This is a genomic window from Exiguobacterium sp. J17977 (genome assembly GCF_018616375.1).
In the GTDB taxonomy this organism is placed as follows: domain Bacteria; phylum Bacillota; class Bacilli; order Exiguobacteriales; family Exiguobacteriaceae; genus Exiguobacterium; species Exiguobacterium mexicanum.
The window spans coordinates 56,933-83,624 of record NZ_JAEQBB010000009.1 but is presented as its reverse complement, the minus strand read 5'-3'; the positions used below and the strand labels follow the sequence as shown (position 1 = coordinate 83,624).

The 26,692-nt window shown below is 53.7% G+C and carries 30 protein-coding genes and 1 tRNA gene; 5 read left to right on the top strand and 26 right to left on the bottom strand.

Annotated elements, in window-relative coordinates; translation table 11 throughout:
- Positions 1 to 2: 2 nt before the first annotated feature.
- From KNO58_RS14205 to acpS, 9 genes are all read right to left on the bottom strand, one after another.
- A tRNA-Asn gene (locus tag KNO58_RS14205) sits at positions 3 to 74 on the bottom strand.
- 208 nt (positions 75 to 282) lie between these two features.
- Complete coding sequence (locus tag KNO58_RS14200) at positions 283 to 2,409, bottom strand: Tex family protein (RefSeq protein WP_214754942.1); 2,127 nt, start codon at positions 2,407 to 2,409, stop codon at positions 283 to 285.
- A 75-nt stretch (positions 2,410 to 2,484) separates the two neighbouring features.
- Positions 2,485 to 3,285 carry an RNA polymerase sigma factor SigB gene (gene sigB, locus KNO58_RS14195; protein ID WP_021068185.1) on the bottom strand — a complete coding sequence of 267 codons (801 nt, stop codon included), beginning with the start codon at positions 3,283 to 3,285 and terminating at the stop codon, positions 2,485 to 2,487.
- A complete protein-coding gene (gene rsbW, locus KNO58_RS14190; RefSeq protein WP_128123186.1) occupies positions 3,251 to 3,727 on the bottom strand; it encodes an anti-sigma B factor RsbW in 477 nt (158 codons plus the stop codon). The genes sigB and rsbW overlap by 35 nt, the downstream gene beginning before the upstream one ends.
- On the bottom strand, positions 3,724 to 4,050 hold the full coding sequence (locus KNO58_RS14185; protein WP_131471548.1) for an STAS domain-containing protein: 327 nt from the start codon (positions 4,048 to 4,050) through the stop codon (positions 3,724 to 3,726). The genes rsbW and KNO58_RS14185 overlap by 4 nt, the downstream gene beginning before the upstream one ends.
- Positions 4,051 to 4,190: 140 nt before the next feature.
- Positions 4,191 to 4,541, bottom strand: a complete 351-nt coding sequence (locus tag KNO58_RS14180; RefSeq protein ID WP_029596222.1) for a type II toxin-antitoxin system PemK/MazF family toxin — start codon at positions 4,539 to 4,541, stop codon at positions 4,191 to 4,193.
- Between the two features lie 5 nt (positions 4,542 to 4,546).
- The gene (locus tag KNO58_RS14175; RefSeq protein ID WP_021068181.1) at positions 4,547 to 4,825 is read right to left on the bottom strand and encodes a hypothetical protein; all 279 of its coding nucleotides are present in this window, start codon (positions 4,823 to 4,825) and stop codon (positions 4,547 to 4,549) included.
- A 129-nt stretch (positions 4,826 to 4,954) separates the two neighbouring features.
- Positions 4,955 to 6,031, bottom strand: coding sequence for an alanine racemase (gene alr / locus KNO58_RS14170; RefSeq protein WP_214754927.1), 1,077 nt, complete (start codon positions 6,029 to 6,031; stop codon positions 4,955 to 4,957).
- Positions 6,009 to 6,386 (bottom strand): holo-ACP synthase, encoded by a 378-nt coding sequence (acpS, locus tag KNO58_RS14165; RefSeq protein WP_214754925.1) that lies wholly within the window; start codon positions 6,384 to 6,386, stop codon positions 6,009 to 6,011. Before acpS ends, alr begins: the two co-directional genes overlap by 23 nt.
- A gap of 63 nt (positions 6,387 to 6,449) precedes the next feature.
- On the opposite strand from acpS, the gene KNO58_RS14160 reads away from it, so the two are divergent.
- Complete coding sequence (locus KNO58_RS14160; protein ID WP_214754922.1) at positions 6,450 to 7,175, top strand: rhomboid family intramembrane serine protease; 726 nt, start codon at positions 6,450 to 6,452, stop codon at positions 7,173 to 7,175.
- Positions 7,176 to 7,226: 51 nt separating this feature from the next.
- Here the strand turns inward: KNO58_RS14160 and argF are convergent, their stop codons facing one another.
- From argF to KNO58_RS14110, 10 genes are all read right to left on the bottom strand, one after another.
- Positions 7,227 to 8,153, bottom strand: a complete 927-nt coding sequence (argF, locus tag KNO58_RS14155; protein ID WP_214754920.1) for an ornithine carbamoyltransferase — start codon at positions 8,151 to 8,153, stop codon at positions 7,227 to 7,229.
- Entirely contained in the window at positions 8,150 to 11,170 is a 3,021-nt protein-coding gene (gene carB, locus KNO58_RS14150; protein WP_214754918.1) for a carbamoyl-phosphate synthase (glutamine-hydrolyzing) large subunit, read from the bottom strand. The genes argF and carB overlap by 4 nt, the downstream gene beginning before the upstream one ends.
- Positions 11,163 to 12,212, bottom strand: coding sequence for a carbamoyl phosphate synthase small subunit (locus KNO58_RS14145; protein WP_214754917.1), 1,050 nt, complete (start codon positions 12,210 to 12,212; stop codon positions 11,163 to 11,165). Before KNO58_RS14145 ends, carB begins: the two co-directional genes overlap by 8 nt.
- A complete protein-coding gene (locus KNO58_RS14140) occupies positions 12,209 to 13,354 on the bottom strand; it encodes an aspartate aminotransferase family protein (RefSeq protein ID WP_214754914.1) in 1,146 nt (381 codons plus the stop codon). The genes KNO58_RS14145 and KNO58_RS14140 overlap by 4 nt, the downstream gene beginning before the upstream one ends.
- Positions 13,314 to 14,093 carry an acetylglutamate kinase gene (gene argB, locus KNO58_RS14135; RefSeq protein WP_214754912.1) on the bottom strand — a complete coding sequence of 260 codons (780 nt, stop codon included), beginning with the start codon at positions 14,091 to 14,093 and terminating at the stop codon, positions 13,314 to 13,316. The genes KNO58_RS14140 and argB overlap by 41 nt, the downstream gene beginning before the upstream one ends.
- Entirely contained in the window at positions 14,090 to 15,307 is a 1,218-nt protein-coding gene (gene argJ, locus KNO58_RS14130; RefSeq protein ID WP_214754911.1) for a bifunctional glutamate N-acetyltransferase/amino-acid acetyltransferase ArgJ, read from the bottom strand. Before argJ ends, argB begins: the two co-directional genes overlap by 4 nt.
- A gap of 13 nt (positions 15,308 to 15,320) precedes the next feature.
- Positions 15,321 to 16,346 (bottom strand): N-acetyl-gamma-glutamyl-phosphate reductase, encoded by a 1,026-nt coding sequence (gene argC / locus KNO58_RS14125; protein ID WP_214754909.1) that lies wholly within the window; start codon positions 16,344 to 16,346, stop codon positions 15,321 to 15,323.
- Positions 16,347 to 16,493: 147 nt separating this feature from the next.
- Positions 16,494 to 16,811 carry a hypothetical protein gene (locus tag KNO58_RS14120; RefSeq protein WP_021068170.1) on the bottom strand — a complete coding sequence of 106 codons (318 nt, stop codon included), beginning with the start codon at positions 16,809 to 16,811 and terminating at the stop codon, positions 16,494 to 16,496.
- Positions 16,812 to 16,844: 33 nt separating this feature from the next.
- Positions 16,845 to 17,327: a hypothetical protein gene (locus KNO58_RS14115; protein WP_251026271.1), complete on the bottom strand. Its 483-nt coding sequence runs from the start codon at positions 17,325 to 17,327 to the stop codon at positions 16,845 to 16,847.
- Positions 17,320 to 17,595, bottom strand: a complete 276-nt coding sequence (locus tag KNO58_RS14110; protein WP_131471574.1) for a 4a-hydroxytetrahydrobiopterin dehydratase — start codon at positions 17,593 to 17,595, stop codon at positions 17,320 to 17,322. Before KNO58_RS14110 ends, KNO58_RS14115 begins: the two co-directional genes overlap by 8 nt.
- A 142-nt stretch (positions 17,596 to 17,737) precedes the next feature.
- Between KNO58_RS14110 and KNO58_RS14105 the strand changes: the two genes are divergently transcribed.
- Positions 17,738 to 18,271: a cysteine hydrolase family protein gene (locus KNO58_RS14105; RefSeq protein WP_214754907.1), complete on the top strand. Its 534-nt coding sequence runs from the start codon at positions 17,738 to 17,740 to the stop codon at positions 18,269 to 18,271.
- A 22-nt stretch (positions 18,272 to 18,293) separates the two neighbouring features.
- A complete protein-coding gene (locus KNO58_RS14100) occupies positions 18,294 to 19,739 on the top strand; it encodes a nicotinate phosphoribosyltransferase (RefSeq protein ID WP_214754905.1) in 1,446 nt (481 codons plus the stop codon).
- A gap of 46 nt (positions 19,740 to 19,785) precedes the next feature.
- On the opposite strand, the gene KNO58_RS14095 is transcribed toward KNO58_RS14100, so the two are convergent.
- Complete coding sequence (locus KNO58_RS14095; protein WP_131471580.1) at positions 19,786 to 20,088, bottom strand: hypothetical protein; 303 nt, start codon at positions 20,086 to 20,088, stop codon at positions 19,786 to 19,788.
- Between the two features lie 113 nt (positions 20,089 to 20,201).
- Between KNO58_RS14095 and KNO58_RS14090 the strand changes: the two genes are divergently transcribed.
- Positions 20,202 to 20,675, top strand: coding sequence for a YwpF family protein (locus KNO58_RS14090; RefSeq protein WP_021068164.1), 474 nt, complete (start codon positions 20,202 to 20,204; stop codon positions 20,673 to 20,675).
- A gap of 74 nt (positions 20,676 to 20,749) precedes the next feature.
- Here the strand turns inward: KNO58_RS14090 and KNO58_RS14085 are convergent, their stop codons facing one another.
- From KNO58_RS14085 to KNO58_RS14075, 3 genes are all read right to left on the bottom strand, one after another.
- Positions 20,750 to 21,226 (bottom strand): DUF456 domain-containing protein, encoded by a 477-nt coding sequence (locus tag KNO58_RS14085; protein ID WP_214754903.1) that lies wholly within the window; start codon positions 21,224 to 21,226, stop codon positions 20,750 to 20,752.
- Positions 21,227 to 21,236: 10 nt separating this feature from the next.
- A complete protein-coding gene (locus KNO58_RS14080; RefSeq protein WP_214754901.1) occupies positions 21,237 to 21,836 on the bottom strand; it encodes a histidine phosphatase family protein in 600 nt (199 codons plus the stop codon).
- A gap of 66 nt (positions 21,837 to 21,902) precedes the next feature.
- Entirely contained in the window at positions 21,903 to 22,838 is a 936-nt protein-coding gene (locus KNO58_RS14075; protein ID WP_214718410.1) for an alpha/beta hydrolase, read from the bottom strand.
- 172 nt (positions 22,839 to 23,010) lie between these two features.
- Between KNO58_RS14075 and KNO58_RS14070 the strand changes: the two genes are divergently transcribed.
- Positions 23,011 to 24,033, top strand: a complete 1,023-nt coding sequence (locus KNO58_RS14070; protein ID WP_214754899.1) for a metal ABC transporter solute-binding protein, Zn/Mn family — start codon at positions 23,011 to 23,013, stop codon at positions 24,031 to 24,033.
- 40 nt (positions 24,034 to 24,073) lie between these two features.
- Here the strand turns inward: KNO58_RS14070 and KNO58_RS14065 are convergent, their stop codons facing one another.
- The 3 genes from KNO58_RS14065 to KNO58_RS14055 form a co-directional block, all read right to left on the bottom strand.
- On the bottom strand, positions 24,074 to 24,526 hold the full coding sequence (locus KNO58_RS14065) for a hypothetical protein (protein WP_214754897.1): 453 nt from the start codon (positions 24,524 to 24,526) through the stop codon (positions 24,074 to 24,076).
- 65 nt (positions 24,527 to 24,591) lie between these two features.
- Positions 24,592 to 25,047, bottom strand: coding sequence for a DUF1877 family protein (locus KNO58_RS14060; RefSeq protein WP_214754895.1), 456 nt, complete (start codon positions 25,045 to 25,047; stop codon positions 24,592 to 24,594).
- Between the two features lie 84 nt (positions 25,048 to 25,131).
- Positions 25,132 to 26,574: an alanine/glycine:cation symporter family protein gene (locus KNO58_RS14055; RefSeq protein WP_214754894.1), complete on the bottom strand. Its 1,443-nt coding sequence runs from the start codon at positions 26,572 to 26,574 to the stop codon at positions 25,132 to 25,134.
- Positions 26,575 to 26,692 lie beyond the last annotated feature (118 nt).

The window sequence follows — 26,692 nt, the reverse complement described above, 5'->3', positions numbered from 1 at the left end:
GGCTCCGCAAGTAGGATTTGAACCTACGACCTACCGGTTAACAGCCGGTTGCTCTACCACTGAGCTATTGCGGAACGTTGCTTGAATTTATCGAAGTAACGATTTAAATTGTAACCGCAAACCAGAAACCTGTCAATCACTTTTTTAGAAAAGCTTTAATATTCCATGTCGTCTCTCGGCGACTTCTATAAGATAGCACGGTCAGAAAAGACCGTCAACACTTTTTCATAAAAAACCCGAGCAAAATGAAAAATATTTTGCTCGGTGCTAGTTCCTTCTTATTTAACGCTTCGGCTCCAACATCGTGAGACTGATCCGTCCTCGATTGGCATCCACTTGTTCAATCCATACGGTGACGATATCACCGACTGCAACGACATCAAGCGGATGCTTGACATAACGATTCGACAGTTTTGAAATATGGACGAGTCCGTCTTGCTTCACCCCGATATCAACGAACGCCCCAAAGTCGATGACATTTCGCACCGTCCCTTGGAACTCCATCCCCACTTGCAGGTCTTCCAAGTTCATGACGTCCGTTCGAAGTAACGGTTTCTGAATGTCTTCGCGCGGGTCACGTCCTGGCTTCGCGAGGGACTTCAAGATGTCTTCGACTGTCGGCAATCCGGCATCGAGTTTCTCACTCAGCGCTTTGGCATCGACCGACTTCAATCGATCCCGTAGTTCGGCCGTGCCGACCGCTTGCTTCGAAACACCGAGTTCCTTCAATAGAGAGAGTGTCAGTTTATAGCTCTCTGGATGAATCTCCGTCTGGTCGAGCACATCGCTCCCGTTCGTGATCCGTAAGAAGCCAGCCGCTTGTTCATACGCCTTCGCTCCAAGACGTGGCACTTTCTTGATTTCTTTCCGTGTATCAAAGCGACCGAACTCATCCCGATACGCGACAATGTTTTTAGCCGTCGTCTTATTCAATCCGGATACATACGTGAGCAGCGACTCCGAAGCCCGGTTCACATCGACGCCGACCATGTTGACGACACTCTCCACGACAAACTCGAGCGATCCTTTCAACTTGTTTTGACTGACGTCGTGCTGATACTGACCGACCCCGACAGACTGCGGGTCGACTTTGACGAGTTCCGCCATCGCGTCTTGAATGCGTCGAGCAATCGAGACGGCCGAACGTTCTTCTACTTTCAATTCTGGAAACTCAGACCGGGCAATTTCCGAGGCCGAATAGACACTCGCCCCCGCCTCGTTGACGATAGCATAGGCTATCTCGCGTTCCGCCTTCTTCAGCCAAGTCGATACGAACTGCTCCGTCTCACGGGATGCGGTCCCGTTCCCGATGACGATGACCGAGATTGGATAACGCTTCACGAGCGACGTTAACACTTTCTCTGAGCCCGCGACATCGTGTTTCGGTGCCGTCGGATAGAAGACACCGACCTCTTCGACTTTTCCGATTTCATTGACGACGGCCCATTTACAACCCGTTCGATAGGCCGGGTCAATCCCTAGGACGACGACCTCACGAAGCGGTGGTTGCATGTAGAGCTGTTTCAAGTTTTTCGAGAACACATCGATCGCCTGTTCTTCAGCCGTCTCGGTCAACTCACTCCGGACTTCGCGTTCGATGGCCGGGAACACCGATTTCTTGAAGGCATCCTTCACGGCGAGCGTAACGAGTTCACGTTTTTCCGTCGGCAAGCGGTCGAATTTGCCGAGCGCCTGTCGCATGAAACCCGTTTCGTCGAAGACGATCTTCACTTGTAACACATCCGTACGCTCTCCACGGTTCAAGGCGAGGATTCGGTGCGGGACGATTCCGGCGATTTTCTCTTCATATTCATAATACTGGGCGAACACTTCCTTCTCATCTTCCGCCTGCTTTTTCTTCTGTGAACGAAGGAGCGCCTCTTTCCGGACTCGTGTACGGAGTGATTGTCGAAGCGTCGCCACTTCGCCCCACTCCTCCCCGATAATCGATTGGACGAACGGAAGCGCTTCTTCGAGCGAGAGGTCCCCCGCTAACGACTGCGCTTCGGTTACCGAGTATGGCGTCGGGTGACGATACCAGTCGGCGAGCGATTGGAGCCCTTTCTCCCGACCTTGTTCGGCTTTCGTGCGTCGCTTCGGACGATACGGCAGGTAGATGTCATCGACTTGTTGCAGGCTCGTTGCCGCTTCAAGCGCACGGGTCAACTCCGGTGTCGCCTTTTCAAGCTCCTCAAGTTTGGCGAGGACGTCCGACTTACGTTTGTGCAAACTCTCTTCATATTGTAACGCGTCGAGAATGGCTTTGATTTCCACTTCATCGAGATTACCGGTCATTTCTTTACGGTACCGGGCCATGAATGGAATCGTCGCTCCGTCAGCGGCGAGTTGTTGCACCGTCTCGACTTGACTCGTCTTCAACTTCAAATCTTTTGCGACTTTCGTAATCAATCGAATCACTTCCTTTTCTCTTCTCTCTTGAAGTGTAGCAAACTCAGGCGTAGACGACAAAAAAACGATGACCGTTTAGTCATCGTTTGAGAATACTTCATTGAGCGGGACTTTGATGGCCTCGCGTAATTTCTCGAGCGCACGACGCTGTAAGCGCGATACGTGCATCTGTGAAATCCCAAGGAGCTCACCCGTCTCTTTTTGGCTCATGTTTTTATAATAGGCGCATTCTAGAATCGCCTGTTCTCGTTCGTTCAAGACACTGAACGCCTTTTCAAGGATGAGACGCTGGTCGACCGATTCGTAGCCACGTTCTTGGCTTCCGACAAGGTCGAGGAGCGTGACAGTCGATCCTTCGTTATCCGCTTCGATGGAGCTGTCGACGGAAAGGGCTTGATAGCTCTTACCCATCTCGAGCGTTTCGAGAATCTCTTCATCGGAAACACCAAGGTGATCGGCGATCTCATCGATGCGCGGTGAACGTTGCAGTTCGGTCGTCAATTCTTCGACCGTCTTTTTGATTTTCGGTCCGAGCTCTTTAATCCGGCGTGGAACGTGGACGCTCCACGTCTTGTCGCGGATGAAACGCTTGATTTCACCGATAATCGTCGGAACGGCGAACGATTCGAAACTGCGTCCAAACTCAGGGTCGAAACGGCGGAGGGCAGCGAGAAGTCCGATCATCCCGACTTGAACGAGATCGTCATGAATGGCCCGGCCCCGCGAAAACTTCCGTGCGAGCGCCTCAACGAGATCCGAGTATCGGTTGATGAGGAGCATTTGGACTTCTTCGTTTTGATCGTCCTGTTGATACCGCTCAATCCACTCTAATACTTCATCATCACTGTGATGGCGTTGTTGAGATTTTGCTGGCACTCTGATCCACCTCGTCCCTGTTAAGGAGTTTCGTCATCGTCACCTTGACACCATTGTCCTTGTTGATCGAGACGTCATCCATTAAGGCTTCAATGAGGAAAAGACCGAGTCCTCCTTCGTGAAGCGATTCGATTTCAGCCGTCTCTTCGACTGGCGCCGCTTGGCGTTTCACGTCGTCGGCAAATGTTTTGCCCGAGTCCTCAATCGTCATTTCGAGACGATCTTCATGGACGCCGCACGTGAGCTTCACTTCACCTTCTTGATCTTCATAGGCATGTTGAACAGCATTGCCACAGGCTTCCGAGACCGCGATTTTGATATCTTCAATCTCGTCGTACGTATATCCCATACGGTTAGCGATTCCTGAGACGACTAAACGGACCACACCGACATACTCCGGTTTGGCCGGGAACGTCATCACCGTCTGTTCGATGTTACTCATTGCGTGCCACCTCTTACGTTCGTGTTGATTGAAAGCAACTTGTGCAGTCCTGTCAATTCAAAGAGACGGTTGACGCGGTCAGTGACGCCGACGAGCGACAACTCTTTCTCGTTACGTTTGGCAATTTTAAGGGCACCGACAAATACGCCGAGTCCAGTTGAATCCATATAGTCCACTTCATCCAAATGAACGGTAACATCTTGTTCCGTAATGGCCGGGTGCAAGACTTCCTTCAATTTTGGTGCGGTATATGTATCCACTTCTCCGGATACGTAAAGGTGTAATTGGTCTCCAATGACTTGCTCGCGAATCGCTAAATCCATCGTATATTCCCTCCTAATGTGCGTACAGAAAAATTGAGTACGATTAAACTAAATTCCCGTTTTTCAGAATTCTAAACTATTTTTTAACGATTTTTTTGAAAAAAAACCGATACCCATGTATCGGTTTCCTTATATGTAAGCTAGAGAGGGATTAATCCCAAACTAATCTCTAGCGCTCGGTCAACTTTGTGCATCGTCTCATCATCGAGATGAGTGACTTTATCTGTCAGACGACGCTTATCAATCGTTCGAATCTGTTCAAGCAAAATCACGGAATCTCGTTCGAGACCATGTTTGACTTGATATACCTCAACATGAGTCGGCAGTTTTGCTTTCTGGATCTGAGCCGTAATCGCAGCGACAATGACGGTCGGGCTAAAGCGATTGCCGATATCGTTTTGAATGACGAGAACCGGACGAACTCCACCTTGCTCTGAACCGACTACGGGCGACAGATTCGCATAAAACACGTCACCACGCTTTACGATCACTCCGCTCACACCCCGCTTACTTGACGTAAGAGAGCATGTTCGGCTTCCGTCTCAATCATCAGCATCTCTTCTGCCATATTCAAATTAAACGCGGCCATCTCTTGATAGCCTCTCGCCAATTCTTCGCGCAGTGTTTGTTGTCGATCAGCAATTTCTTTGGACAAGTACGTCACTACATCGTTCAATGACAATGATTCACGATCTTTCATCGAAATCGGACCCACATGTTGCGAGAACCGATCTGGAACGGACGCTAAAGCACCCGCAGTTCGCTGTTTCAACATCTTACACCTCCAGAATCGTTTCAATGACTGGCGGAAATCTTCCCGCGTTCTTTACCAATATAACACGCGAGTTTGGGAAAATATAGAGGATTCCCGAAAGAATTCAGATAATTTCACACGTTTTCCACTTTACACATAACGTCTCGGGAGACGGCTCGTCAATTGGCAGACGACCTCATAGTTAATCGTCTCGAGATGGGTGGCCAGTTCATCAATCGCGACCGGTCCGCCGATGAGCGTGACGACCGTCCCGACCGGCAGCTCTTCAGGAAGCCTCACCATGAAGCGGTCCATACAGACACGACCGACAATCGGACAACGGTGTCCGTTTACGTCGACTTCGAATCCGCTCGCTTTACGAATCCAGCCGTCGGCATAGCCGACCGGCACGGTGCCGATCCACTCATCTTCAGTCGTCGTATACGTCGCCCCGTAGCTGATTGTCTGGCCGGCCTCGAGTTGCTTTACTTGCATGAGCTTGCTCTTCAACGTGAAGGCTGGACGCAAGAATGAATAGAAGGAAGCCATCTCAGCTGACGGATACAATCCATACAGTGCGATGCCGACTCGGACTAGGTTATATGGCACATCTTGCCCGGCCATACGGATCGCTCCGGCCGAGTTCGATGTATGGATGTAACGGAATCGTGAATGAAGACCGTCCATCAATTGAGCGAACCGTTCCTGTTGGTCATAGTACAGCTCGCTGTCCGGCTCATCTGCCGTCGCGAAATGCGTATAGATCCCTTCCACGATGAAACGGTCATCGGCCGCTTCGAGCAGCGCATCAAGTTCAGCGCGGGTCCGCAGACCGAGGCGCCCCATTCCTGTGTCGACTTTCACATGGACGGTGAGCGGACGCTCCGCCAAAAACGTGCTCGCCTCGCGCAACCAGTCGGCGGAAAAGACGGATAACGTCACATCATGCTCGGCCGCGACGCCCGCATTTTCTGGGAATTGGGCTTCCATGACGAGAATCGGTGCTTCTATCCCCGCCTCTCGGAGCTCGATGGCTTCTTCAAGCAAAGCCACACCGAGCATCGTCGCTCCGTTGTCGAGTGCGATGTTCGCGACTTCGACGGCTCCATGTCCGTAAGCGTTCGCTTTGACGACGGCCATGAGCGCTTGCGGGATCCGTTTTTTGATTTCGATTACGTTATGCTTGATCGCCGTCCGATCAATTTCAATCCCACTTGGACGAAACATCGTGATCCCCCTCTTCAATGATGACTTGTGCCACGGCGTAATGCTCGCTGTGGCTGATACTCATATGAATCCGGCCTGGGTACGGCGCCGTCATATGCGGTCGCCCGGCCTCATCCGGTAAGATTTCGATTTGTTGCCACGACAGGCCCCGGGCAATCCCGGTCCCGACCGCTTTGGCATACGCCTCTTTCGCCGCGAATCGTCCAGCGACGAATTCGATGCGCCGTTGCTCTGGATAGGTATCCGCGAGCGCCCGTTCGGCCTCGGTCAACAGACGCGCGACGAAACGGTCATTTTTGATCGAGCGGGCAATCCGTTCGATCTCGACGATATCGATTCCGATTCCCACAATCACAGGACACTCGCTCCTTTCCTTTTTCACTCGTTTCCTTATACAATTAAGGAAAGAGGTGATGCTATGTTTAGTCGTACTGAGAATGTTCAAACGTTCGTCCGAGCGTATCCGCTCGTAACGCTGTTCATTGTAATCCAACTGCTCGTGTTTGTCATCGATTCTTTGGTACCTGACCTTCGAATCGTCGCACTCGGCGGGTCGTTCCATCTCGCGCTCGCCCAAGGGGAATGGTACCGTCTCTTGACGGCCAACTTCATCCACTTAGGGCTCGGTCATCTGCTGTTCAACTCGTTCGCTTTGATTATCTTCGGACCTGCCATGGAACGCATGGTCGGCCATATCAAATTCGCCGTGTTTTATATCGTCGCCGGTGTGCTTGCCAACCTGCTGACGTACTTCACGGTGAGTGAGCTGTTCTACCTGCAAGCCGGTGCGTCAGGTGCGATTTTAGCGATTCTCGGTTTCTACGTGTACATCGGTCGGTTCCGTCGGACGCTCATCTATAGCCAGGACGCGCGACTTGTCTATATCTTCGTCGCCATCAGCGCCGTGTTCACGCTCATCGGTGCGAACGTATCACTCTGGGGGCATGTGTATGGATTCCTGGCTGGGTTCTTGCTCGCGATTCCGCTCTCCCGGTTCGCGGTCCCGTACTCGCGTCCGCTCCGTTACGGGAAGTACAAGCCGCGCAAGTATTCACCGCCGATCATTCATACGGGTGAAGGCAAATGGATTTTCTACGTGATCGTCGGACTGGCCGTATTCGGTTTGTTCGCCCGCTTCTTATGACAGCATTATTAAAGAGAGGATTCGCCAAAGCGGCGAATCCTCTCTTTTCGTTCAGGCGAGTAGCGTGAGCATGAGCGCCTTTTGCGCGTGTAAGCGATTCTCAGCTTGATCGAACACGACCGACTGCGGACCATCGATGACGTCGGCCGTCACTTCTTCGCCGCGATGGGCCGGGAGGCAGTGCAAGAAAATCGCCTCTGACTTCGCTTGTTGCATGAGCGCAGCATCGACTTGGAACGCCGCGAACTGCGTCAACCGTTCCGCCGCTTCCGCTTCTTGGCCCATACTCGCGAACACATCCGTGTAAATGACGTCCGCCCCCGAGGCCGCAACGACCGGATCTTGCCACAGCGTGACGCTCCCCCCTGTCGTTGCCGCGAGTTCGTTCGCCCGTTCGAAAATGTCGGTCTCGACCGTATACGCTTCCGGCGAGGCGATGCGGATGTGCATCCCGCTGAGCGCGCCCCCGATCATGAGCGAGTGGGCCATATTGTTCCCATCGCCGATGTACGTCAACGTCTTCCCTGTTCTCGTGCCGAACACTTCCTCGACCGTCAATAAGTCGGCGAGCACTTGGCACGGATGATGGGAATCGGTCAATCCGTTGATGATTGGAATCGACCCTGCCGCAGCGAGCGTCTCGACCGTCTCGTGGGCGTACGTCCGAATCATGAGCGCGTCGACATAGCGGCTCATCACTTGAATCGTATCCGTCAGTGGTTCCCCGCGTCCAATCTGTAAATCACTGCTGCTCAAGAACAGCGGATAACCGCCGAGTTCGACGACACCGACCTCGAACGACATCCGGGTCCGGGTCGAGGCCTTCTCGAATAAGAGCGCCACTTTCTTGCCGGCGAGTGCCGATTGGAACGCTTCCGGCTGTCGTTTCACCTCGGCCGCGAGTCCGAGCAAGTCGTCGAGGGCGGACGGAGTCAGTTCCTCGAGTGTCAGTAGATGATTGATCGTTTTCGTCGTCATAATGGTAGTCCCTCTCCTGTCTGCATCGTTTGAAGTGAACGGACCGGCATCGGTTCCGCTTGCATCGCTTGTTGATAGTATTCGGCAAGATGTGTCTCCGAGATGACATGGACGCCGTTTCGGACCGCCGTCTCACGTGCCGCTTGCTCTTCTGGTGCGTTCGAGAAGAGGACCGACACGTTTTGGAACTCGGTCGTCTCACCAAGCGGTTGATCACTATATGCCGACCAGCCTTGTCCGGCTACAATCTCAGTCCGATTCATGACGCGCGTCGTCGTCGCATCGTAACAGAATCGTTCGGACACGTAAGGGATCATGCTGAATTGGAGTGTCTCTCCAGTCGAGCGCATGACGGGGCCGGTGAGCGGGTCGACGCCCGGCAATTTCAAACTCGAGAACACCGGTGTCTTAATGGCATAGGCGCTCCATACCGGACGTGCGTCTGGGACGACGGTTGCCAACTCATGGCCGAACGCCGCGAGCGTCGCCCATTCGATGAGTGGTTCCCCGGTCACTTTACTGACGATTGGGACCGTCCGAGATGCACGCGGATTGATTTCGAGCACGTAAATGACGTCGCCTTTCAAAATGAATTGGATATTGAGCGCGCCCCGATACGTGAGTGCTCGTCCAATCGTTTGAACGATGGCTTCAATCTCGGCTTGTTGCGCTTGTGACGTCTTGACCGGCGGCAGAATCATCGTCGAATCGCCCGAATGGACACCGGCCGCCTCAATCTGTTCGAGCAAAGCCGGGACGTAGACGCTTTTCCCATCAGTGACACAGTCGACTTCGAGTTCACGTCCATCGACATACGCATCGACGAGGAGCGGATAGGTCAAGTGTGGTTCGACTTGGTGCAAATCCGCCGCGGTCCGGATAATATACATCCCTTTCCCACCGATGACATAAGACGGACGGACGACACATGGATAGCCGAGACGATCGATTGCGGACGTCAACTCGTTTACTGATCCGACCTCTTCTCCAGGGATGTGGGCCACCCCGACCTCGTCGAGGAATTGATAGAACCGATCCCGGTCCTCCATTTGATCGATGACGTCTGCCGTCGCCCCGAGCAAGTGGTAGCCTTTGGTTTCCAGCGCATGGGCGAGTGAGATGCCGGTCTGGCCGCCGAACTGGATGAGGACGTCCTGACAGCCTTCTGCCTCCAATACGTGGACGACATCTTCAATCGTCAACGGTTCGACGTACAGTTTGTCGGCGACCGTGAAGTCGGTCGACACCGTCTCCGGGTTGTTGTTGATCATAATCGTCTCGACCCCGAGCTTTTGAAGCGCCCAGACCGCATGCACCGAACTGTAATCGAACTCGATGCCTTGCCCGATTCGAATCGGACCAGACCCGATGATGGCGACTTTCTGGCGCTCGCTTGGAACGACTTCGGACGTCCCGTGCCACGACCCGTAAAAGTACGGCGTGCGGCTCTCGAATTCGGCGGCACACGTGTCAATCATCTGGTAGACCGGATGGATGTCGTGTTCGAGCCGTATTGCTGCGATTGTGTCGGCCGTGACATTCATCTGTTGCGCAATCTGAGCGTCGGTGAAACCGAACCGTTTCGCCTGTAACAGGTTCGCTGGCGTGGACAGATTCAGACGGATTGTCGTCACGAGTCGCTCGAACGTCATCATGAAGTGCGGGACGATGCCCGTCAGCGCTTCAAGTTGTGACGTCGTGGCGATTCCTCGGTCGAGTAGCGCGAGGCACGCCAGGAGACGACGATCGGTCGGCGCCGAAATTTCAGCGTATAGCGCGTCGGCATCAGCTGTCGCCATCCAACTCGGATAGAGCGGATTCTGCTCGACACCGGCACCACGCCATGCTTTCTGCAGCGCTTCTTCGAGCGTTTTGCCCATCGCCATGCTCTCCCCAGTCGCTTTCATCTGCGGTCCGAGTGTCCGGTCCGTCCCGTTGAACAAATCGAACGGGAACGTCGGCACTTTCGCCGTCACATAATCGAGGGCCGGTTCGAAGCTCGCCATCGTCCCGTTCGTGACGGGATTGATGCAATCGTCGAGTCGCTCCCCAAGCGCGAGACGAGTCGCAATCTTCGCGATCGGATACCCGGTCGCCTTCGAGGCGAGTGCCGAGCTACGCGAGACGCGCGGGTTCACTTCAATCACGTAATAGGCGTCTTCCGTCGGATGGACGGCGAACTGGATGTTACATCCGCCGATGACACCGAGCGCCGAGACGATCCGGAACGCGGCGGTCCGCAACGTCTGATGCATCGTATCCGATAACGTCTGGGCCGGGGCGAATACGACCGAATCGCCCGTATGGACGCCGACCGGGTCGATGTTTTCCATGTTGCAGACGATGATGCACGTCCCGTTGGCGTCACGCATGACCTCATATTCGAACTCTTTATAACCGGCGATGCTCTGCTCGATTAAACACTGTGAAATCGGACTCGCCTCGAGACCACGCTTCGCGAGCGTGTAGGCGGCATCAACCGTCTCGGCAATCCCACCGCCGGTGCCGCCGAGCGTGAACGCCGGACGAACGATGAGCGGGACGCCTGTCTCGGCGATAAAGCCGTCAAGGGCATCGATGGACTCGATGGTCGTGCTGACAGGGAGCGGTTCCCCGAGTTCGTTCATCTTCTGCTTGAACCGTTCGCGGTCCTCCCCGTCGCGAATCGTCTCGAGCGACGTCCCGAGGAGGGCGATGCTGTATCGTTCGAGCACGCCGGCCTCGTCTAACGCGAGCGCCAAATTGAGGGCGGTCTGCCCCCCGACCGTGGCGAGCAAGTGGGTCGGACGTTCCGTCTCGATAATCAACTCGGCCTTCTCTAACGTCATCGCCTCGATGTACGTGTGATCGGCTACACCGGGATCGGTCATAATCGTGGCCGGGTTCGAGTTGAAAAGCACGACTTCACAGCCTGCTTCCCGAAGCGCTTGGCATGCCTGTGTGCCCGAATAGTCAAACTCGGCCGCCTGTCCGATGATAATCGGACCCGAGCCGATGACGAGTACTTTTTTATGCATAGACGTTCACCCCTTGCTGAATCATTTTGTCGAAGCGGTCAAAGATGGCTTGCGCTTCCTTCGGTCCCGGACTGGCCTCCGGATGGAACTGGGCCGAGAGAATCGGGGCAGTGCGGTGCAACGTCCCTTCGACCGACAAATCGTTCACGTTTTCAAATAGCAGTTCGAGCGGCGTCGCTTCCAAACTGTTCCGTGTGACGACGTACCCATGGTTTTGCGACGTCATCCACACTTCACCCGTTTGGACGTTTCGGACCGGATGATTGGATCCACGGTGTCCGTATGTCTGTTTTTCAATCTCACACCCGAACGCGAGCGCGAGCAGTTGATGGCCCATACAAATGCCGAGCGTCGGATACGCCAATGCCACTTCACGCACATTGTCGAGGTAATCGACCAAATCACGCGGGTCTCCCGGACCGTTTGACACGAGAATCCCGGTCGGCGCGAGCGCATGGACTTGGGCGGCCGTCGTATCGAACGGAACGACTGTCACCGTGTACCCTCGCCCCACCATCGCTTGCACCATCGACGCCTTCACGCCGAAATCAAGACAGACGATATGTCCGTTCACCCCGTCACCGTGACGCACATGACTTGGCGTCGAAACGGTCTCCGTAATCTGATGTAGGTCCCCATCGAACGACACATCTGATTCAGACGTCATCACACCCCACTGATCGCCGTGTTCACGAAGGGCATGGACGAGCGAGCGCGTGTCCACATCTGACAAGACCGGGATGCCGGACTGTTCGAGCCAATCCTTCAAGTCGGTCGCCGCCCCGTTCCCGGCTAACGTCTGGACGAGCACGCCCGCCACTTGAATGTCCGCACTTTCAGATGCTGTGTCGGTCAACCCATATTGTCCGATGAGCGGATAAGTGAACGCGACGATTTGACCGGCGTACGATGGATCGGTCAACACTTCTTGATAACCGGTCATCCCTGTGAAGAAGACGACCTCCCCTTTCGCCGAGCGTGCACTCGTTTCCCACGTCCCGTTGAACTGTTGACCGCTTTGTAACGTCACTGTCCCCGTCATGACACCATCTCCTTTGTAATCACATGTTCAATGATTGCGAGCGCCTCATCCACTTCAGCTTCTGTAAGCAGCAAAGACGGCAAGAAGCGAATCACGTCCGGACCTGCCGCGACGACCAAGAGGCCAGCGTCTCGCAACTGTTCAATCCATGTCGCGACCGGTTGCGTCGCGACGAGCCCGAGCATCAAGCCGAGTCCACGCACCTCGGTGAACGTCTCTCCGTCGACAAATTGTTCCAAGCCCGCTCGTAATCGCGCGCCCATCGCATGGACGTGAGCAAGTGCGTCCGCCTCGAACAAGATGTCGAGCGTCGCTTCCGCCGCGGCCATCGCGAGCGGATTGCCGCCGAACGTCGAACCGTGACTGCCAGCCGTGAAGACGTGTTCCGCACCTGCTGCTGTCAAAATCGCTCCGACGGGGAACCCACTGCCGAGCCCTTTCGCGAGCGTGACGACGTCCGGTTTGAGCGGGGTCTGTTCGAACGCGAAACGGGTACCTGTGCGGGCAATCCCGGTCTGCACCTCATCGACGACGATTTTGACTCCATACTCGGTCGCTTTCGCTTGAAGCGCTTCGAGCCAGGCCGTGTCAGCGACGACGACCCCGCCCTCGCCTTGGACGATTTCGAGCCAGACCGCAGCCGTCTCGTCATCGATCATGTCGAGTGCGTCCATATCATTGAACGGTGCGTGCACGAAATCAGCCACCATCGGGCCGAATCCGGCTTTGACCTTGTCTTGTCCAGTTGCCCCAAGCATGGCGAACGAGCGACCGTGGAACGATTTCGTGAACGTCACGATTTTCGTCTTGTTCGTCCATTTCCGAATCAATTTGAACGCCCCTTCGTTCGCCTCGGTCCCGCTGTTACAGAAGAACGCATGCGTCAAGTGCGTCTCCGACACGAGTTTTTCAGCGACACGCGCCTGCCCGCTGATGTTATATAAATTCGAGGTGTGCCACACTTTTTGCAGCTGCGCCTCGAGCGCTTGGCTCACGTGTGGATGACGATGGCCCGTCCCGCAGACGGCGATGCCCATGACGAAGTCGAGATATCGGTTGCCTGCCGTATCGGTCACGTAAGAGCCGCTCGCCTGTTCGATTTCAATAAGTCGTTGTCCGTATGTCGGTAGTAGTGAATGCATGGTGCACCTCCTGTAGTGTTGTCCCGGGATGAGCAGGTTGCTTGCCGTCACGGATGACGGCGACTTCAATGCCTCCTGTTAAAGCGCCCAGGAGCGCCTCGGTCTTCGGAATCATGCCCCCATAGATTTGCCCCGAAGCAATGGCCGTTTCGATGTCTTCGCGCGTGAGCGTTTGACGGACCGTTCCATCGATGCGAATACCCGGCACGTCGGTAATCATTTCAAAACGATCGGCCTGCAACGCGACGGCGACCGCAATCGCACAATCGTCTCCGTTACAGTTCAACGTTCCTTCCGGTCCTTGTAACAGTGATGTCACGACGGGCACGTAGCGACTCGCGAGCAACAGCTCGAACAAGTTCGTCTCGACTTGGTCGACTTCGCCGACCGCCCCGAGCTCCACCAATTGCTTTCCTGTCAACGTCTGTCCGTCCACACCCGAGAGACCGACCGCTTGAATCTGATGACGACCGAGGGCAGCAACGATTTCAGTTTGCATTTCCCCCGCGAGCACGCGCTCGGCACCGATCAACACGTCTGCGGTCGTGACGCGACGTCCGTCTTGAAACACCGGTTCGATTTGTTGGTGCTCGCAATAAGCGGACAACGCAGGTCCACCCCCATGGATGAGTACGAGTTCATGCCCTGCGTCGAGCCACGTCCGCCACTCGTTGAAATAGTCCGGATGAAGCGTGTCCCAAACGCTCCCGCCGAGTTTGACGACTTTTCGTTGTGTCATGTCCGGTAACTCGCGTTGATTTTGACGTAGTCGTAAGTCAAATCGCAGCCATACGCCTGACCTTGCCCCACCCCGTCCTGCAATCGGATGTGAATCGAGACGATGTCTTGTCCCATCTCTTCTGTCGCGAGTGCCTCATCGAACCAGACCGGCGCACTTTCCATCAACACATGCTGTGACCCGATGCGGATATCGACGTGGTTCACGTCAATCGGTTGCCCCGAGGCACCGATGGCGGCGATGATGCGTCCCCAGTTCGCATCTTGTCCATAGACGGCCGTCTTCACGAGCGACGAACCGACGACTTGTTTCGCGATCATCCGAGCCGCCTCATCCGTCTTCGCCCCGACGACCTCGACTTCAATCAGTTTCGTCGCCCCTTCCCCGTCACGGGCAATCGCCTTGGCGAGATCTGTGCACACGTTAGTCAACGCTTGAAGGAAGCGGTCATAGGCTGGCGTCCCTTCGATGATTTCGTCCATCTCGGTCAGTCCACTCGCCAAAGCGAGGACCATATCGTTCGTCGAGCTATCCCCGTCGACGGTAATGCTATTAAACGAGGCATCCACGCCCTGTTTCAGCGCCCGTTGCAACACGTCGGGCGCGATGACGGCATCGGTCGTGATGAAGCCGAGCATTGTCGCCATGTTCGGATGAATCATCCCCGAACCTTTGGCCACACCTGCGATCGTCACGGTAGCATCGCCTTCGGCATACGCGACGCCTGTGCATTTCGTTCCCGTATCGGTCGTCAAAATCGCTTCCGCGAACGACTCCGCCCCCGTCTCCTCATGGATCGGTTCAAGCAAATCGATGCCGCTCAAGAGCGTCTCCATCGGCAGCAGTTGACCGATGACACCTGTCGAGGCAATCGCCACTTCCTCTGGTTTGACCCCGATATGTTCGGCCGCCTTGTCGCGCATCACATACGCGTCCTCGAGCCCTTGCGGACCGGTGCAGGCGTTGGCGTTCCCACTGTTGATTAGGACGGCGCGAAGCTTCCCGCTCGTCGCAAGGAGCGATTCTTTCGTTACTTGAATCGGCGCCGCTTGGAACTGGTTCGTCGTATACACCGCGGCGGCACTGGCCAGCTGTTCGCAGACGAGCAACGCCAAATCTTTACGTTTTCGTTTTAATCCGGCGTGAACTCCGCACGCTTGAAACCCTTTCGGCGTGACGACGTGGACGACAGGGCTAATCGTTGTTTCAATCATCCGTTTGACCTCCTTATATGTACTGGGGTTGTTCAGTCAACCCGGCTGTTTCGTTTACTCCGAAGCGGACGTTGGCGTTTTGAATCGCTTGTCCGGCCGCACCTTTTTGCATATTGTCGATGACCGAGACGATGGTCAATCGATTCGTCCGTGCATCGGCGTATACCCAGATGTCACAGTAGTTCGAGCCGACGGCCGTCCGAATCTCCGGTTCGCCTTGTTGCACCCGGATGAACGGTTCGCCCACATACGCTTCGGTCAAGACGTGCACCCAGGCCGCCTCGCTCTGCTGGATCTTCGGGACGACGCTCATCGTCGCCATGATCCCTCGATTGATCGGCAACAGATGTGTCGAGAGTGACACGGTCGCTTGCGTCCCGCTCACTGCATAAAGCGTCTGTTCAATCTCTGGGATGTGTTGATGCGCATGGATTTTATACAGTTGCACGTTCTCGTTGGAGCGGGCGTGGTGCGTCTTGGCGCTGAGTCCTTTCCCGGCTCCCGTGATGCCGGAGCACGCCGAGACGATGATTTCGTGCGGGTCGATCCAACCGCCGTTCACGAACGGCAATAAGCCGAGAGCGACCGCCGTGGCGTAACATCCGGGATTGGCAATCCAGTCCGCCGTCCTCACGGCGTCCCGGTTCCATTCCGTCAATCCATAGACCGCCTGCGCTTGTAGCGATGCCGGTACGGCCGGTTTGTCGTACCACGTCTCGTAACTTGATGCCGGCAGACGTAAGTCTCCGCTCAAATCGATGACGACCCCTTCATACTCCGTCAACTGCGTCACATATTGCGCCGACACTCCGCTTGGCGTCGCTAAAAAGATGACGTCGATGTCGTTCAATGCGTCCACTTGGAACGGCTCGAGCGTCAAATTTTCGATTTCTAACCATGGATACAGTTGCGCGAGCGTCGACCCGGCGCTCGAATCGCTCATCGCCCGGACGAGCGTGAACTCGGGATGTTTCCCGATGAGCTTCAATAGCTCCATGCCGGCGTACCCCGTGACACCGACGATTCCACAAGTGATCATCTTCCGAACCTCCTTAAAAGAATAAATTGATTAAAACATACGTATATTTATACTGTCAATTGTATTTTTATACAAAAAAGATAGAGAGGTTCTTGCCAGAACATGAAAAAACGGCCCGGTGCAACAGCACCGGACCGTGGAGATGACTTAGATTTGATTTTTATGACGAGCGTCTTGAAGCGCATCGACCAAGTCTTTCACGTCCTCGACGAGATTTTGAATCGTATCTTGGTTCTCTTCGTAGAGCGCCTTCAAATCCATGACGCGATCTTTCAAACTCGCTTTCGAAGAGGCTTGAAGGCCGACCGAATGAGCTTGTGTCGACGTATCGTGCGACTTGAGACGTGATTTCATATGCTTGAGCTGGCTGACTTGTTGCTCGCGCGTCTCTCTGTGGAGAAGCGATGCCCCGGCTCCGATGACGGCACCTGCGGCCATACCTAACCAGAAGTAGTTCTTGTTCATAAAAAATCCTCCCCTAACGTGACGTTATGTTTATTATAGGTCATCCGCTCCATCGACGACATAGTGTTTTATGATTGGACCGGCTCCTTTTTGTTCGACGGCTTCTTTCAGCCATTCTTGGAACAAGACGTAATCAGTCGAATCACGGAAACGATTTCCGCCATCGGTGAATTGGATGAAGATGATCCCGTGGTGATCGTCCGGGTCAACACCGAGCCGATAGGCGGCAAAACCGCTATGGCCGGACCCTAGACGTGATTTATCTTTCAACAAGCGATGGAACAAGAGCGACCGGGCGTTCGAATCGACGGGAATGTTTGCATAGACAATATTCCCTTTCGGAGCGAATTGTCCTTCCGCTTCCTCGATTTGAAACATCTTGCCACTCTGGAACGGGGACTTGTCCCCTTCGGCAAGCAGAATCGTTTCCGTCCCGTTCGCGACGATGACGCCCGGTTGTTGACGCAATCGTTCAGCGACCGTACCTGAGGCGAATGTCATGAATAGCTTAGACAAGCTCCTCACACCCTTTCGCGAGCATGATGTCTTTCTCCGTGATTCCACCTTCGTCATGCGTCGACACGGTCAACGTGACGTTCCGATACTCGATTAAGATGTTCGGATGGTGATCGAGCGTCTCCGCCAAATCGGCGACGAGATGGACGAATTGAATCGCCTCTGGAAACGTCTCGAGACGGTACGTCTTTTGCAATTCCCCTTCGACAACGTCCCAGCCGTTTAAGCGGGACAGTTGCTCTGACAGTTCGGTTGATGACAGCAGCATGTGCTGATTCCCCTTTCGCAAACAGTTCTTCTTACACTTAGTACCCGACCGCAATCAAAAATAATCTTTTTCGCTTCACGCAAAATGATTTAGAATAAGAAGGATAGCCAACTATTCTTTACATGAGAGAGGAGATCTCACCATGCGAGCATTGATTGTGATCGACTACACGTTTGATTTTATCGCAGATACGGGTCGTTTGACTTGTGGAAAACCAGGGCAAGACATAGAAGAACGAATCGTCCAGTTGATTGAGGAGTTTGCGGACGAGGATTATGTCGTCGTCGCGAACGATGTTCACGACGCTGGTGACACGTATCATCCTGAGACGACGCTCTTCCCGCCTCATAACATCCGCGGGACGGAAGGCCGCGAACTTTACGGTGCCGTGAAAACCGCCGCGAGCCGGGCTGACCATTGGATCGATAAGACACGCTATAGTGCCTTCGCCGGGACCGACCTTGATTTGCGTTTGCGCGAACGGGCCATCACTGAGATCCATCTCGTCGGTGTGTGCACGGATATTTGTGTGCTCCATACGGCAGTCGACGCGTACAACCTCGGCTATACAATCGTCGTTCACGCCGATGCCGTCCAAAGCTTCAACCCAGTCGGTCACGATTGGGCGCTCCAACATTTTGTCACGACACTCGGGGCCACTGTAACCGAAAAGTGACATAAAACAGAAAGGAACGATTATGTTACATCGCAACCTAGCGCTTCACACCGACCTATACCTCCCACGTTGGATGTATATCTATTGGAAACAAGGCCGTCACAACGAACGAGTCGTGTTCGACCTGTATTACCGCTCGAACCCGTTCAGCGGAGGCTACGTCGTCTTCGCCGGCCTGCAAAACATCGTCCACTACTTGGAGAACGTCTCGTTCACGGAAGAGGACATTCATTACTTGAAACAACAACTCGACTTCGAGGACGAGTTCGCGGATGTGCTCCGCAACTTCAAGTTCACCGGCTCGCTCTATAGCGTCCGCGAAGGAGAAGTCATCTTCCCGAACGAACAAGTCGTCCGGATTGAATCGACGATTTTTGAGGCGAAACTGTTCCAGACGGCGCTCTTGAACATCGCCAACCATGAGTCACTCATCGCGACGAAATACGCGCGCATCCGTCAAGCCGCGCCGAATGAGACGTTGCTCGAAGGTGGGGCTCGCCGCGCCCAAGGCGTCGATGCTGCGTATTACGGGACTCGGGCCGCCTATATCGCCGGGTTCGACGTCACGAGTTTAGTTTCGGCCGGACGCGATTTTGATGTCCCGACCGGCGGTACGATGGAGCACGCCGACATCCAGTTCCATGATGAAGAGCTCGAGGCGTTCCGCTCGTTCGCCGAGATGTATCCGGACAACACGAGCCTGTTGATCGACACGTACGACACGCTCAAATCGGGTCTTCCGAACGCGATCACGGTCGCCAAGGAACTCGAGGAAAAAGGCTATCGTTTAAAATCGGTCCGACTCGACTCAGGCGACTTGGCTTACTTGTCAAAACGGGCTCGGAAAGCACTCAATGCGGTTGGACTCGACTACGTCAAAATCGTCGTCTCAGGCGACCTTGATGAGTACGTCATTCAAGACTTGCGGATGCAGGGCGCTGAAGCCGACACGTTCCTCGTCGGGACGCGCGGCATCACGGCGTATGAACAGCCCGCTCTCGGCATGGTGTACAAGCTCGTCGCCCGCGAAGGCGCCGACGGGAAGCTGAAGCCAGTCATCAAAGTCTCGTCTTCGAAAGTGAAGACGACGACGCCGCACAAGAAAGAATTGTATCGCATCATCGATAACGAGACCGGAAAATTCAAAGGGGATTATATCGCCCTGGCGGATGAGCCGGTCGAGACGTATAACGAAATCGACTTGATTGACGTGCGTGACCCAGCGTTCCGCATCAAGACACGCAACTTTAGCGTCAAACGTTTGCTCGTCCCGATTTTCCAAGACGGCGAACGCGTCTATGACTTACCGAACGCGACAGAGATTCGCGCGTATCATCATGAGCAAATGAACGGTTTATGGGAAGAATATAAACGCCTCCGCTTGCCGGAAGTGTATTCGGTTACCTTCAGTAAACCACTCTGGGATTTGAAACTCGAAATGATTCGTCAAACACGGATTCCAAAATAAAACGAGAGGCTACGGATTGGTTCCGTAGCCTCTTTTGATGATAGTTTTATGCCGTCGTCATCTCATTCGCATGGATTTTATCTTCTTTTCTCCGAAAGTAAAGCGCGATTGAAAGAGAGATCAAAATCAATATGAAGTAAACGGTCCGTTGCCAAAACGTCGCTTCCGTATCCCCTTGGAACAACGCGATGATATAATCACTCCCGCTCACGAAAAACAATCCCGCGAGCAAGAGAAAGATTCGATACCCGGCCCGACTCCGCTCCTGCTTTACTTTGAAGAAAAGGACACCATAATAACCGATTGCTAGAATCGTGATATACCCGATTATGCCAACAACCCAACTCATCTTGATGCCTCCTTATCCTCTATTTTTTACGTCGCTTCCACGCTATCGTAACACAATCTTCGAACCAGACTATGTTAAGATGGATTAAAGAAAATGTGGAAGGGATCGATACGATGAAAACGTTCCGCCTAGTCCAAGTTCGCCTCGTCCAAGACGAGTATGGCAACGAGTTGAACCTCCCCGTCGAACTGCTCGATGGGTTGATTATCTCGAAAGAGCATGACAACGAATGGCTCCTCGAGATGCTCGTTCCGACCGAATTTGCCGTCACGCTTCATCACTATTTGAATAAGCGAATCCTGCTCCTTGCCGAAGCCGTCATCACGTCACCGGCGAACCGCCCGGCCGCCCTCGCGTTGACGTTCACGAGCGAACGGTCGCTCAGCGACCATCACACGTTCGTCGCGGAAGGGCTCATGCTGATGCCGAAACAAGATCCGACCAAGCAAGTGCTCGATTCGTTGATTTCCGAAGGTGTGGCGAACGCCGAACTCAAACCGTCCTTCTTCGAAAAACAAGTCGAACAGCAGCAGTCGTTCAGCCGCTCCGCCTTCACACAGCTCGTCAAGACAGGATCGTTCGAATAAATCGAACGGTCTTGTTTTTCTTTCCCCGTTTTTATAAAATTCTCAACCAAAAAAGGCGAAGAAGTTTCTTCGCCTTAGATGTAGATGAAAAACAAGATGACCATCATCGTCATCCCGACGACTTTAAGCATCGTGCTGCCGAGGAAAGCGAGTACGGTCCCGACTCCGATGCTCCACGCTTCCCGCGTCGACTTCCCGAGCGTGAGTTCCGCTAAAAACGCGAAGATGAACGGGAAAATGAGCACTCCGACGAGCGGGAAGATGAACGGTCCTGCAATCAAACCGATGGTCGCTCCCCACTTCGCCCGTTCAGAGCCGCCCCGTTTATCGACCGTAGCCCGGGTGACGATATAGTCGACCACGAACAGGAAAATCAAGAACAAAATCTGCCAGAGCCAAAACGTCCATGTGAGCGGCTCGAACGAGAAACCGAAGCCATAAATCATGTAACCGATGAATAAGAACAAGACGCTCGGGATGACCGGATAAATCAATCCTGCGAACGCGACAATAAATGATGCGATGATGAAAATCCAGAGCAATGTCGTCATGAGCTTCTCCTCACTTTGCGACAATCACATTCGTAATATGGTCGGCGACATTGACCGCCTTGACCACGAACTGACCGTCTTGATGTTCGATATAGTTCGAGCAGGCATTGCGCATGGCATGACGAAACGTATATGTGTCGTCGATTGCCGATAGCGCGGCTTTAATCGCATGTGAATGACAGACGACGATGACACGTTTTCCGGCATGTGCCTCGACGAGATTGCGCATACCGCTCAAGACGCGGGCTCGCATCTCGTCTTCGGACTCGAGACCGGGGACGCGGTCTTGATCATCGGCTTGAACGGCCTCGTAAATGCCCGGTACCGGTTTTCCCGACGCGGCTCCGAATTCACGCTCGATGAAGCGTTCGTCTTGAATGATGTGTGCTGCGTCGATGCCGCACGCCTCCGCGATGTAACGTGCCGTGTCGACGGCTCGCGATAACGGGCTCGCCACGATGACGTCCCACGATTCTTGACTTAAAAAGGCCGCACTCTCTTCGGCCTGCCGATGTCCGAGTGCGTTGAGCGGGATATCTTCCCGTCCTTGAATGATTTCTTGAAAGTTCCAATCGGTCTGACCATGTCGGACCAAGCAAAGTTCTGTCACGCGAGTCACTCCTTTTTGATTCCTAAATCCTACCCCATCGTACCATCTTTGCGAAAAAGCGCAACGTCACATCATTGCGTCATCGATGAAACGGTCGATGCGAGCCATGAGCTGCGTTTCTTTGATTGGGTTGTCGGATTGGAGAAAGCTCGCTAACGAATGGGTACCGTTCGGGAAGGAAATCAGTTGCACGTTCGCACCGACCTCACTCGCATGTTCGACAAAGTGGAGCGCCTGTCCGAACGGAACGATCGGGTCTTTCTTTCCGTGAAGAATGAGGATGGGCGGGGCGTCGTCATAGAGATGCGTGACCGGTGAGCACTTCACCATCAGCTCGCGCCATGCCTCGCGGCTCCCTTCATAAAACTTCAAATGAGCGAGCCACGTCTGGATGAACTTGAACAATAAGAAGTTCGTCGGCGGATAGAGCGCGATCACCCCTTTAATCGGTGGCACGTCATCTCCAAGTTCACCGGTGAACTGTTTGCTTCGATCGAGCGCCGTCGCTAAGACGAGGGCCGCACCTGCCGAGTCACCCCAGACGATCAATCGGTTAATATCCAAGTTGAGCAGACCGTCGTGCTGTTTCAGATAACAGAGCGCATCGGAGACGTCGATGATGTTGTCCGGGAAATAGACCCCATCCTCGAACAGACGATAGTCGATACTGATGACCGCGAACCCTTTGGCGAGAAAATGGTCGAGTAACGGATGGAACAACGTCACCATGCCTCGATTCCCTCGTACGAACGCCCCCCCATGGGCATATACCGCGACCGGGAACGGTCCATCCCCTGGCGGATAATACACGTCAAACTGGAGCGGGCGGTCATTGACAATCTTGTACGTGTGCGTCCGACGTTTACGGGTCGAGGGTTGCGCCGGCAACTCGGGCTCTTGCCAACGCACGAGCGATCCATACTGGTTCCATACGCTGGCCCCGGCTGCCGTGGCGGCCGCGAGCGCCGCACCCCCGACGAACCAGGCGGTCTCCTTTCTCATATACATCCACTCCTCGTTCTTTTTTTAATCATATTCCCTTTTTCTCGAAAAACCATCCATCGGAAGTCGGACTTGACGTGCACGGATTCGCCCCCTATAATATAACTCGCAGTCTCAGAACGTAACGGTTACGATTTAAAGGTTCGTATAGAGAGGACAGGTGGAAGAGTTCATGAATAAGAAGTTATTGAGTGTCGCCGCTGCCGGCACACTTTTATTAGGTGGATGTGCAAGTAATGAAGAGAGTGGCGCGACGGAGGAGACGAGCGACCAGTTGACCGTCTACGCGTCAACGTTCGCTTTGAAGTCATTCGCGGAAGAAATCGGGGGCGACCGTGTCCGCGTCGAGATGGTCATCCCGCCTGGCGCTGACCCTCATACGTATGAACCGACATCGAAGCAGATGACCGATATCGCCGAAGCCGACTTGTTCTTGACGGTCGGGCACGATCTTGAGCCATACGTCGAGTCGATGGAAAAGAGCTTGGCCAATGAGAACGTCACGTTCGTGAAGACGGCCGAGGACGTGACACTCCTCTCGGCAGAAGACACGGTTCACGTCCATGGCGAGGATGAGCATAGTGAGGACGAACATAGCGAGGACGAGCACGGACATGAGGAGGACGCTCATGCCGAGGAAGAAGCCGGGCATAGCGAAGATGACGGGCATAACCACGGCCAATACGACCCACACGTCTGGCTCGACCCAATGAATGCCGTCTCGATGGCGGAAGCTGTCGAAGCAGCCTTCAGCGAACAGGCACCGGACTATAAAGATGAGTTCGCGGATCGTTTAAGCGCCTTCAAAGAAGAAGCTACGACGTTAGATGGCGAACTACAAGCAGCAGTCGATGGCGGCTCGAAGTCTGAGTTGCTCGTGACACATGCAGCTTACGGCTACTTGGCGGAGCGCTACGGCTTTGACCAACTCCCGATCACGGGTCTCACACCTTCAGAAGAACCGTCGCAACAAGCATTGAAGCGCGTCATCGAAGAGGCACAGCTTCACGACTTGAAATATATCGCTTTCGAGGATACGGTGACACCGAAAGTCGCACAGGTCGTTCAAAACGAGATCGGTGCGGAGACGGTGACGATTTACAACTTAGAATCGGTCACGAAAGAGCAGATGGACAAGAGTTACTTCGATCTCATGCGCGAGAACGTCAAAGCGCTCGAGACGGCATTGAAATAAGCATTTCAGAAAACAGCTCGGCGCCTTCGCGCCGAGCTGTTTATGTATGTTCTGGTTCCCGGTCGATTTGTCTAAGCCTAGTCCAGATGATACCGGTCACAAAAATCGCTGTAACCAACATCACGGTATGCATCAGTGTGTCCTGTAGCACGGTCGTTGAGTAAGCTTTCTCAATAAACACGAAACAGAGCGCTGTCAAAAAAGAAAGGACGACAAGCAACTTCTTCACGCTAGCTTTAGGATTGCGTTTGTGCATAAACCACACGCTGTTCCCTATGGCAAAGCAACAGTTCGCCATAATCGAAACGTAAAAGAGCATCGATACTGGATGGTTATAGAGCAGCCCCATTGTGAGGATAAACAGCCAGGAACCGATAAAGAGTAACACGGTGAAAAGATTGATGCGACCAATGGTTGTTAGACCGACTCGATACGCGAATATTGGACTAAACACACTGATGACGATGGCGACCATTGAAGAGAAATCCAGCATACATCCACCCCTAGGCAAACTATTTGTAATAGTTTACCAATTTTCAAGGTGTTTTCATAGACTGTTTATTCATAGTAAATCAACACGAGCTCATCCCGTTCAATCGCTTCTTCGCAGAATCGTTTCAACAACGTCCATTTGAGCCAAACGTCATCGAGGCCTTCATGGTCGACGAACGCCATATCGGCCACATCTTCTTTCGTGAATGCGTTCATCGCATCTTTGACGATATGGAGCAACTGCGGCGTCAAAATTCCGACGACGACCGCCTGCTTCTCATTGACAATCAATTCTTCCCCGATGACAGCCATCTCTAAGTTGTACGTGTCATCCCCATCGATATAAATCTCGATTTGTCCGAGAATTTTTTGGAAGCGTTCGATGTTCGGGAGCGTCAACGTCTCATACGTATCACGTTGTTGACTGTGTACGTGCAACAGCCAATCTAAAATCATTTCCGGGTCTTGTCCGAACGAGACCCATACTTCCGGGGAAATGCGTATATAATGTGTCGTCTCCATGATTGAACGCCCCCCTTTTCTTCAGTTTACCCATCTTTCGGGCGCAAAAAAACCGTCTACGCGCTTTCGTAGACGGTTTGTCGTTTATGAGCGAATCGTGCCTGTTTTGACTTCTTCTTCCGACTCCCAAGCCTCGATGTACTCGCGACCTGGCAGATCTTCGATTGAATCGGCATAGAACACCGGATCGTCACCTTGACGGCGTTGCTCCAAGTAATCGTCGAGGACGAGACGAGCAACTTTCGCGAGGCGGAAAATCGCATACAAGTTGACGAGTGCCATGAGACCCATGAACACGTCCGCGATTGACCAAACGAGACCGGCCGAACGGACCGCTCCGAAGAGGACCATACCGACGACACCGATGCGGTAAAGTGTGACGTAAATCTTTTTATCCGAGATGAACTGGATGTTCGTCTCGCCATAGTAGTAGTTTCCGAGAATCGAGCTGAACGCGAACAAGAAAATCGCGATTGTGAGGAACGATGTCGCCATCGGACCAATCTCTGCCGTGAGCGCCGCTTGTGTCAATTCGACACCTGCGAACGACTCTGAACCAGCGACACCTGACAACAGGATAATCATCGCTGTCGACGTACAGACGAGAAGCGTGTCGACGAAGACGCTGAACGACTGAATCAAACCTTGTTTGACCGGGTGCGATACTTCAGCCGTCGCCGCCGCGTTCGGGGCTGAACCCATCCCCGCTTCGTTCGAGAAGAGACCACGTCGGATTCCTTGAAGCACCATCGCTCCGATAGCACCGCCGAACAATTGTTGAAGTCCGAAGATTCCTTCTGAGAAAATCAAGCCGAATACTTCCGGCAACAACGAGGCGTTCGAAATCATGACCCATCCTGCGAGCAAGATATAACCACCGGCCATAACCGGAACGATGATACTCGAGAGCACGGCAATCGATTGAATCCCACCGAAGATGACGATGGCTGTCACGACAGCCAAGACGAGACCGACTGTCGTCGTGCTAATCCCGAACTGGTTGCTGACTGACAACGAAATCGTGTTCGACTGAACCGAGTTGAAGGCGAAACCGAACGAGAACGTGATCAAGATGGCAAACAAAATCCCGAGCCAGCGCTGACCGAGCGCACGTTCCATGTAGTAAGCTGGACCACCGCGCCATGTGCGACCGTCGCGGATTTTATATACTTGCGCGAGCGTACTTTCGACGAATGCCGAAGCCGATCCGATGAGGGCGATGAGCCACATCCAGAAGACGGCTCCCGGGCCTCCGAGCGCGATGGCCGTCGCGACACCGGCGATGTTCCCGGTCCCGACGCGCGCCGCCGTCCCGATGGCGAACGCTTGGAATGACGAGACTTGGCCTTTTTCACGCTTCATGCCGTCTTTGAACAAGAGGCGGAACATTTCAGGCAACATCCGGAACTGGACGAACCCCATGCGAACGGTAAAGTACAAACCTAAGGCGACAAGGACAACGATTAGCACTGACGACCAGAGCAGGTCGTTGGCTGATGAAACGAGATCTTCTACGAATTTCTCCATCTTTAAATCCTCCGTGTATGTGTGAGTTATAAGAAAAAGTTATGTCAACTTTCTTTACATGAGTAGAATTATAGGAAAAACGTTTAAAAAATGCAATCTTTTTCGACAATTTTCATTT

Coding starts and splice junctions, on each gene's coding strand:
- argC (WP_214754909.1), bottom strand. CDS start 16,346: ATGATCACTTGTGGAATCGTCGGTGTCACGGGGTACGCCGGCATGGAG.
- rsbW (WP_128123186.1), bottom strand. CDS start 3,727: ATGAGTAACATCGAACAGACGGTGATGACGTTCCCGGCCAAACCGGAG.
- argF (WP_214754920.1), bottom strand. CDS start 8,153: ATGACGACGAAAACGATCAATCATCTACTGACACTCGAGGAACTGACT.
- KNO58_RS14140 (WP_214754914.1), bottom strand. CDS start 13,354: ATGCATTCACTACTACCGACATACGGACAACGACTTATTGAAATCGAA.
- KNO58_RS14075 (WP_214718410.1), bottom strand. CDS start 22,838: ATGAGAAAGGAGACCGCCTGGTTCGTCGGGGGTGCGGCGCTCGCGGCC.
- KNO58_RS14090 (WP_021068164.1), top strand. CDS start 20,202: ATGAAAACGTTCCGCCTAGTCCAAGTTCGCCTCGTCCAAGACGAGTAT.
- KNO58_RS14145 (WP_214754917.1), bottom strand. CDS start 12,212: ATGACGGGGACAGTGACGTTACAAAGCGGTCAACAGTTCAACGGGACG.
- carB (WP_214754918.1), bottom strand. CDS start 11,170: ATGCATAAAAAAGTACTCGTCATCGGCTCGGGTCCGATTATCATCGGA.
- KNO58_RS14185 (WP_131471548.1), bottom strand. CDS start 4,050: ATGGATTTAGCGATTCGCGAGCAAGTCATTGGAGACCAATTACACCTT.
- argB (WP_214754912.1), bottom strand. CDS start 14,093: ATGACACAACGAAAAGTCGTCAAACTCGGCGGGAGCGTTTGGGACACG.
- alr (WP_214754927.1), bottom strand. CDS start 6,031: ATGTTTCGTCCAAGTGGGATTGAAATTGATCGGACGGCGATCAAGCAT.
- KNO58_RS14070 (WP_214754899.1), top strand. CDS start 23,011: ATGAATAAGAAGTTATTGAGTGTCGCCGCTGCCGGCACACTTTTATTA.
- KNO58_RS14065 (WP_214754897.1), bottom strand. CDS start 24,526: ATGCTGGATTTCTCTTCAATGGTCGCCATCGTCATCAGTGTGTTTAGT.
- KNO58_RS14095 (WP_131471580.1), bottom strand. CDS start 20,088: ATGAGTTGGGTTGTTGGCATAATCGGGTATATCACGATTCTAGCAATC.
- KNO58_RS14160 (WP_214754922.1), top strand. CDS start 6,450: ATGTTTAGTCGTACTGAGAATGTTCAAACGTTCGTCCGAGCGTATCCG.
- KNO58_RS14110 (WP_131471574.1), bottom strand. CDS start 17,595: ATGCTGCTGTCATCAACCGAACTGTCAGAGCAACTGTCCCGCTTAAAC.
- KNO58_RS14055 (WP_214754894.1), bottom strand. CDS start 26,574: ATGGAGAAATTCGTAGAAGATCTCGTTTCATCAGCCAACGACCTGCTC.
- KNO58_RS14060 (WP_214754895.1), bottom strand. CDS start 25,047: ATGGAGACGACACATTATATACGCATTTCCCCGGAAGTATGGGTCTCG.
- KNO58_RS14120 (WP_021068170.1), bottom strand. CDS start 16,811: ATGAACAAGAACTACTTCTGGTTAGGTATGGCCGCAGGTGCCGTCATC.
- KNO58_RS14085 (WP_214754903.1), bottom strand. CDS start 21,226: ATGACGACATTGCTCTGGATTTTCATCATCGCATCATTTATTGTCGCG.
- argJ (WP_214754911.1), bottom strand. CDS start 15,307: ATGATTGAAACAACGATTAGCCCTGTCGTCCACGTCGTCACGCCGAAA.
- KNO58_RS14105 (WP_214754907.1), top strand. CDS start 17,738: ATGCGAGCATTGATTGTGATCGACTACACGTTTGATTTTATCGCAGAT.
- KNO58_RS14175 (WP_021068181.1), bottom strand. CDS start 4,825: ATGTTGAAACAGCGAACTGCGGGTGCTTTAGCGTCCGTTCCAGATCGG.
- KNO58_RS14100 (WP_214754905.1), top strand. CDS start 18,294: ATGTTACATCGCAACCTAGCGCTTCACACCGACCTATACCTCCCACGT.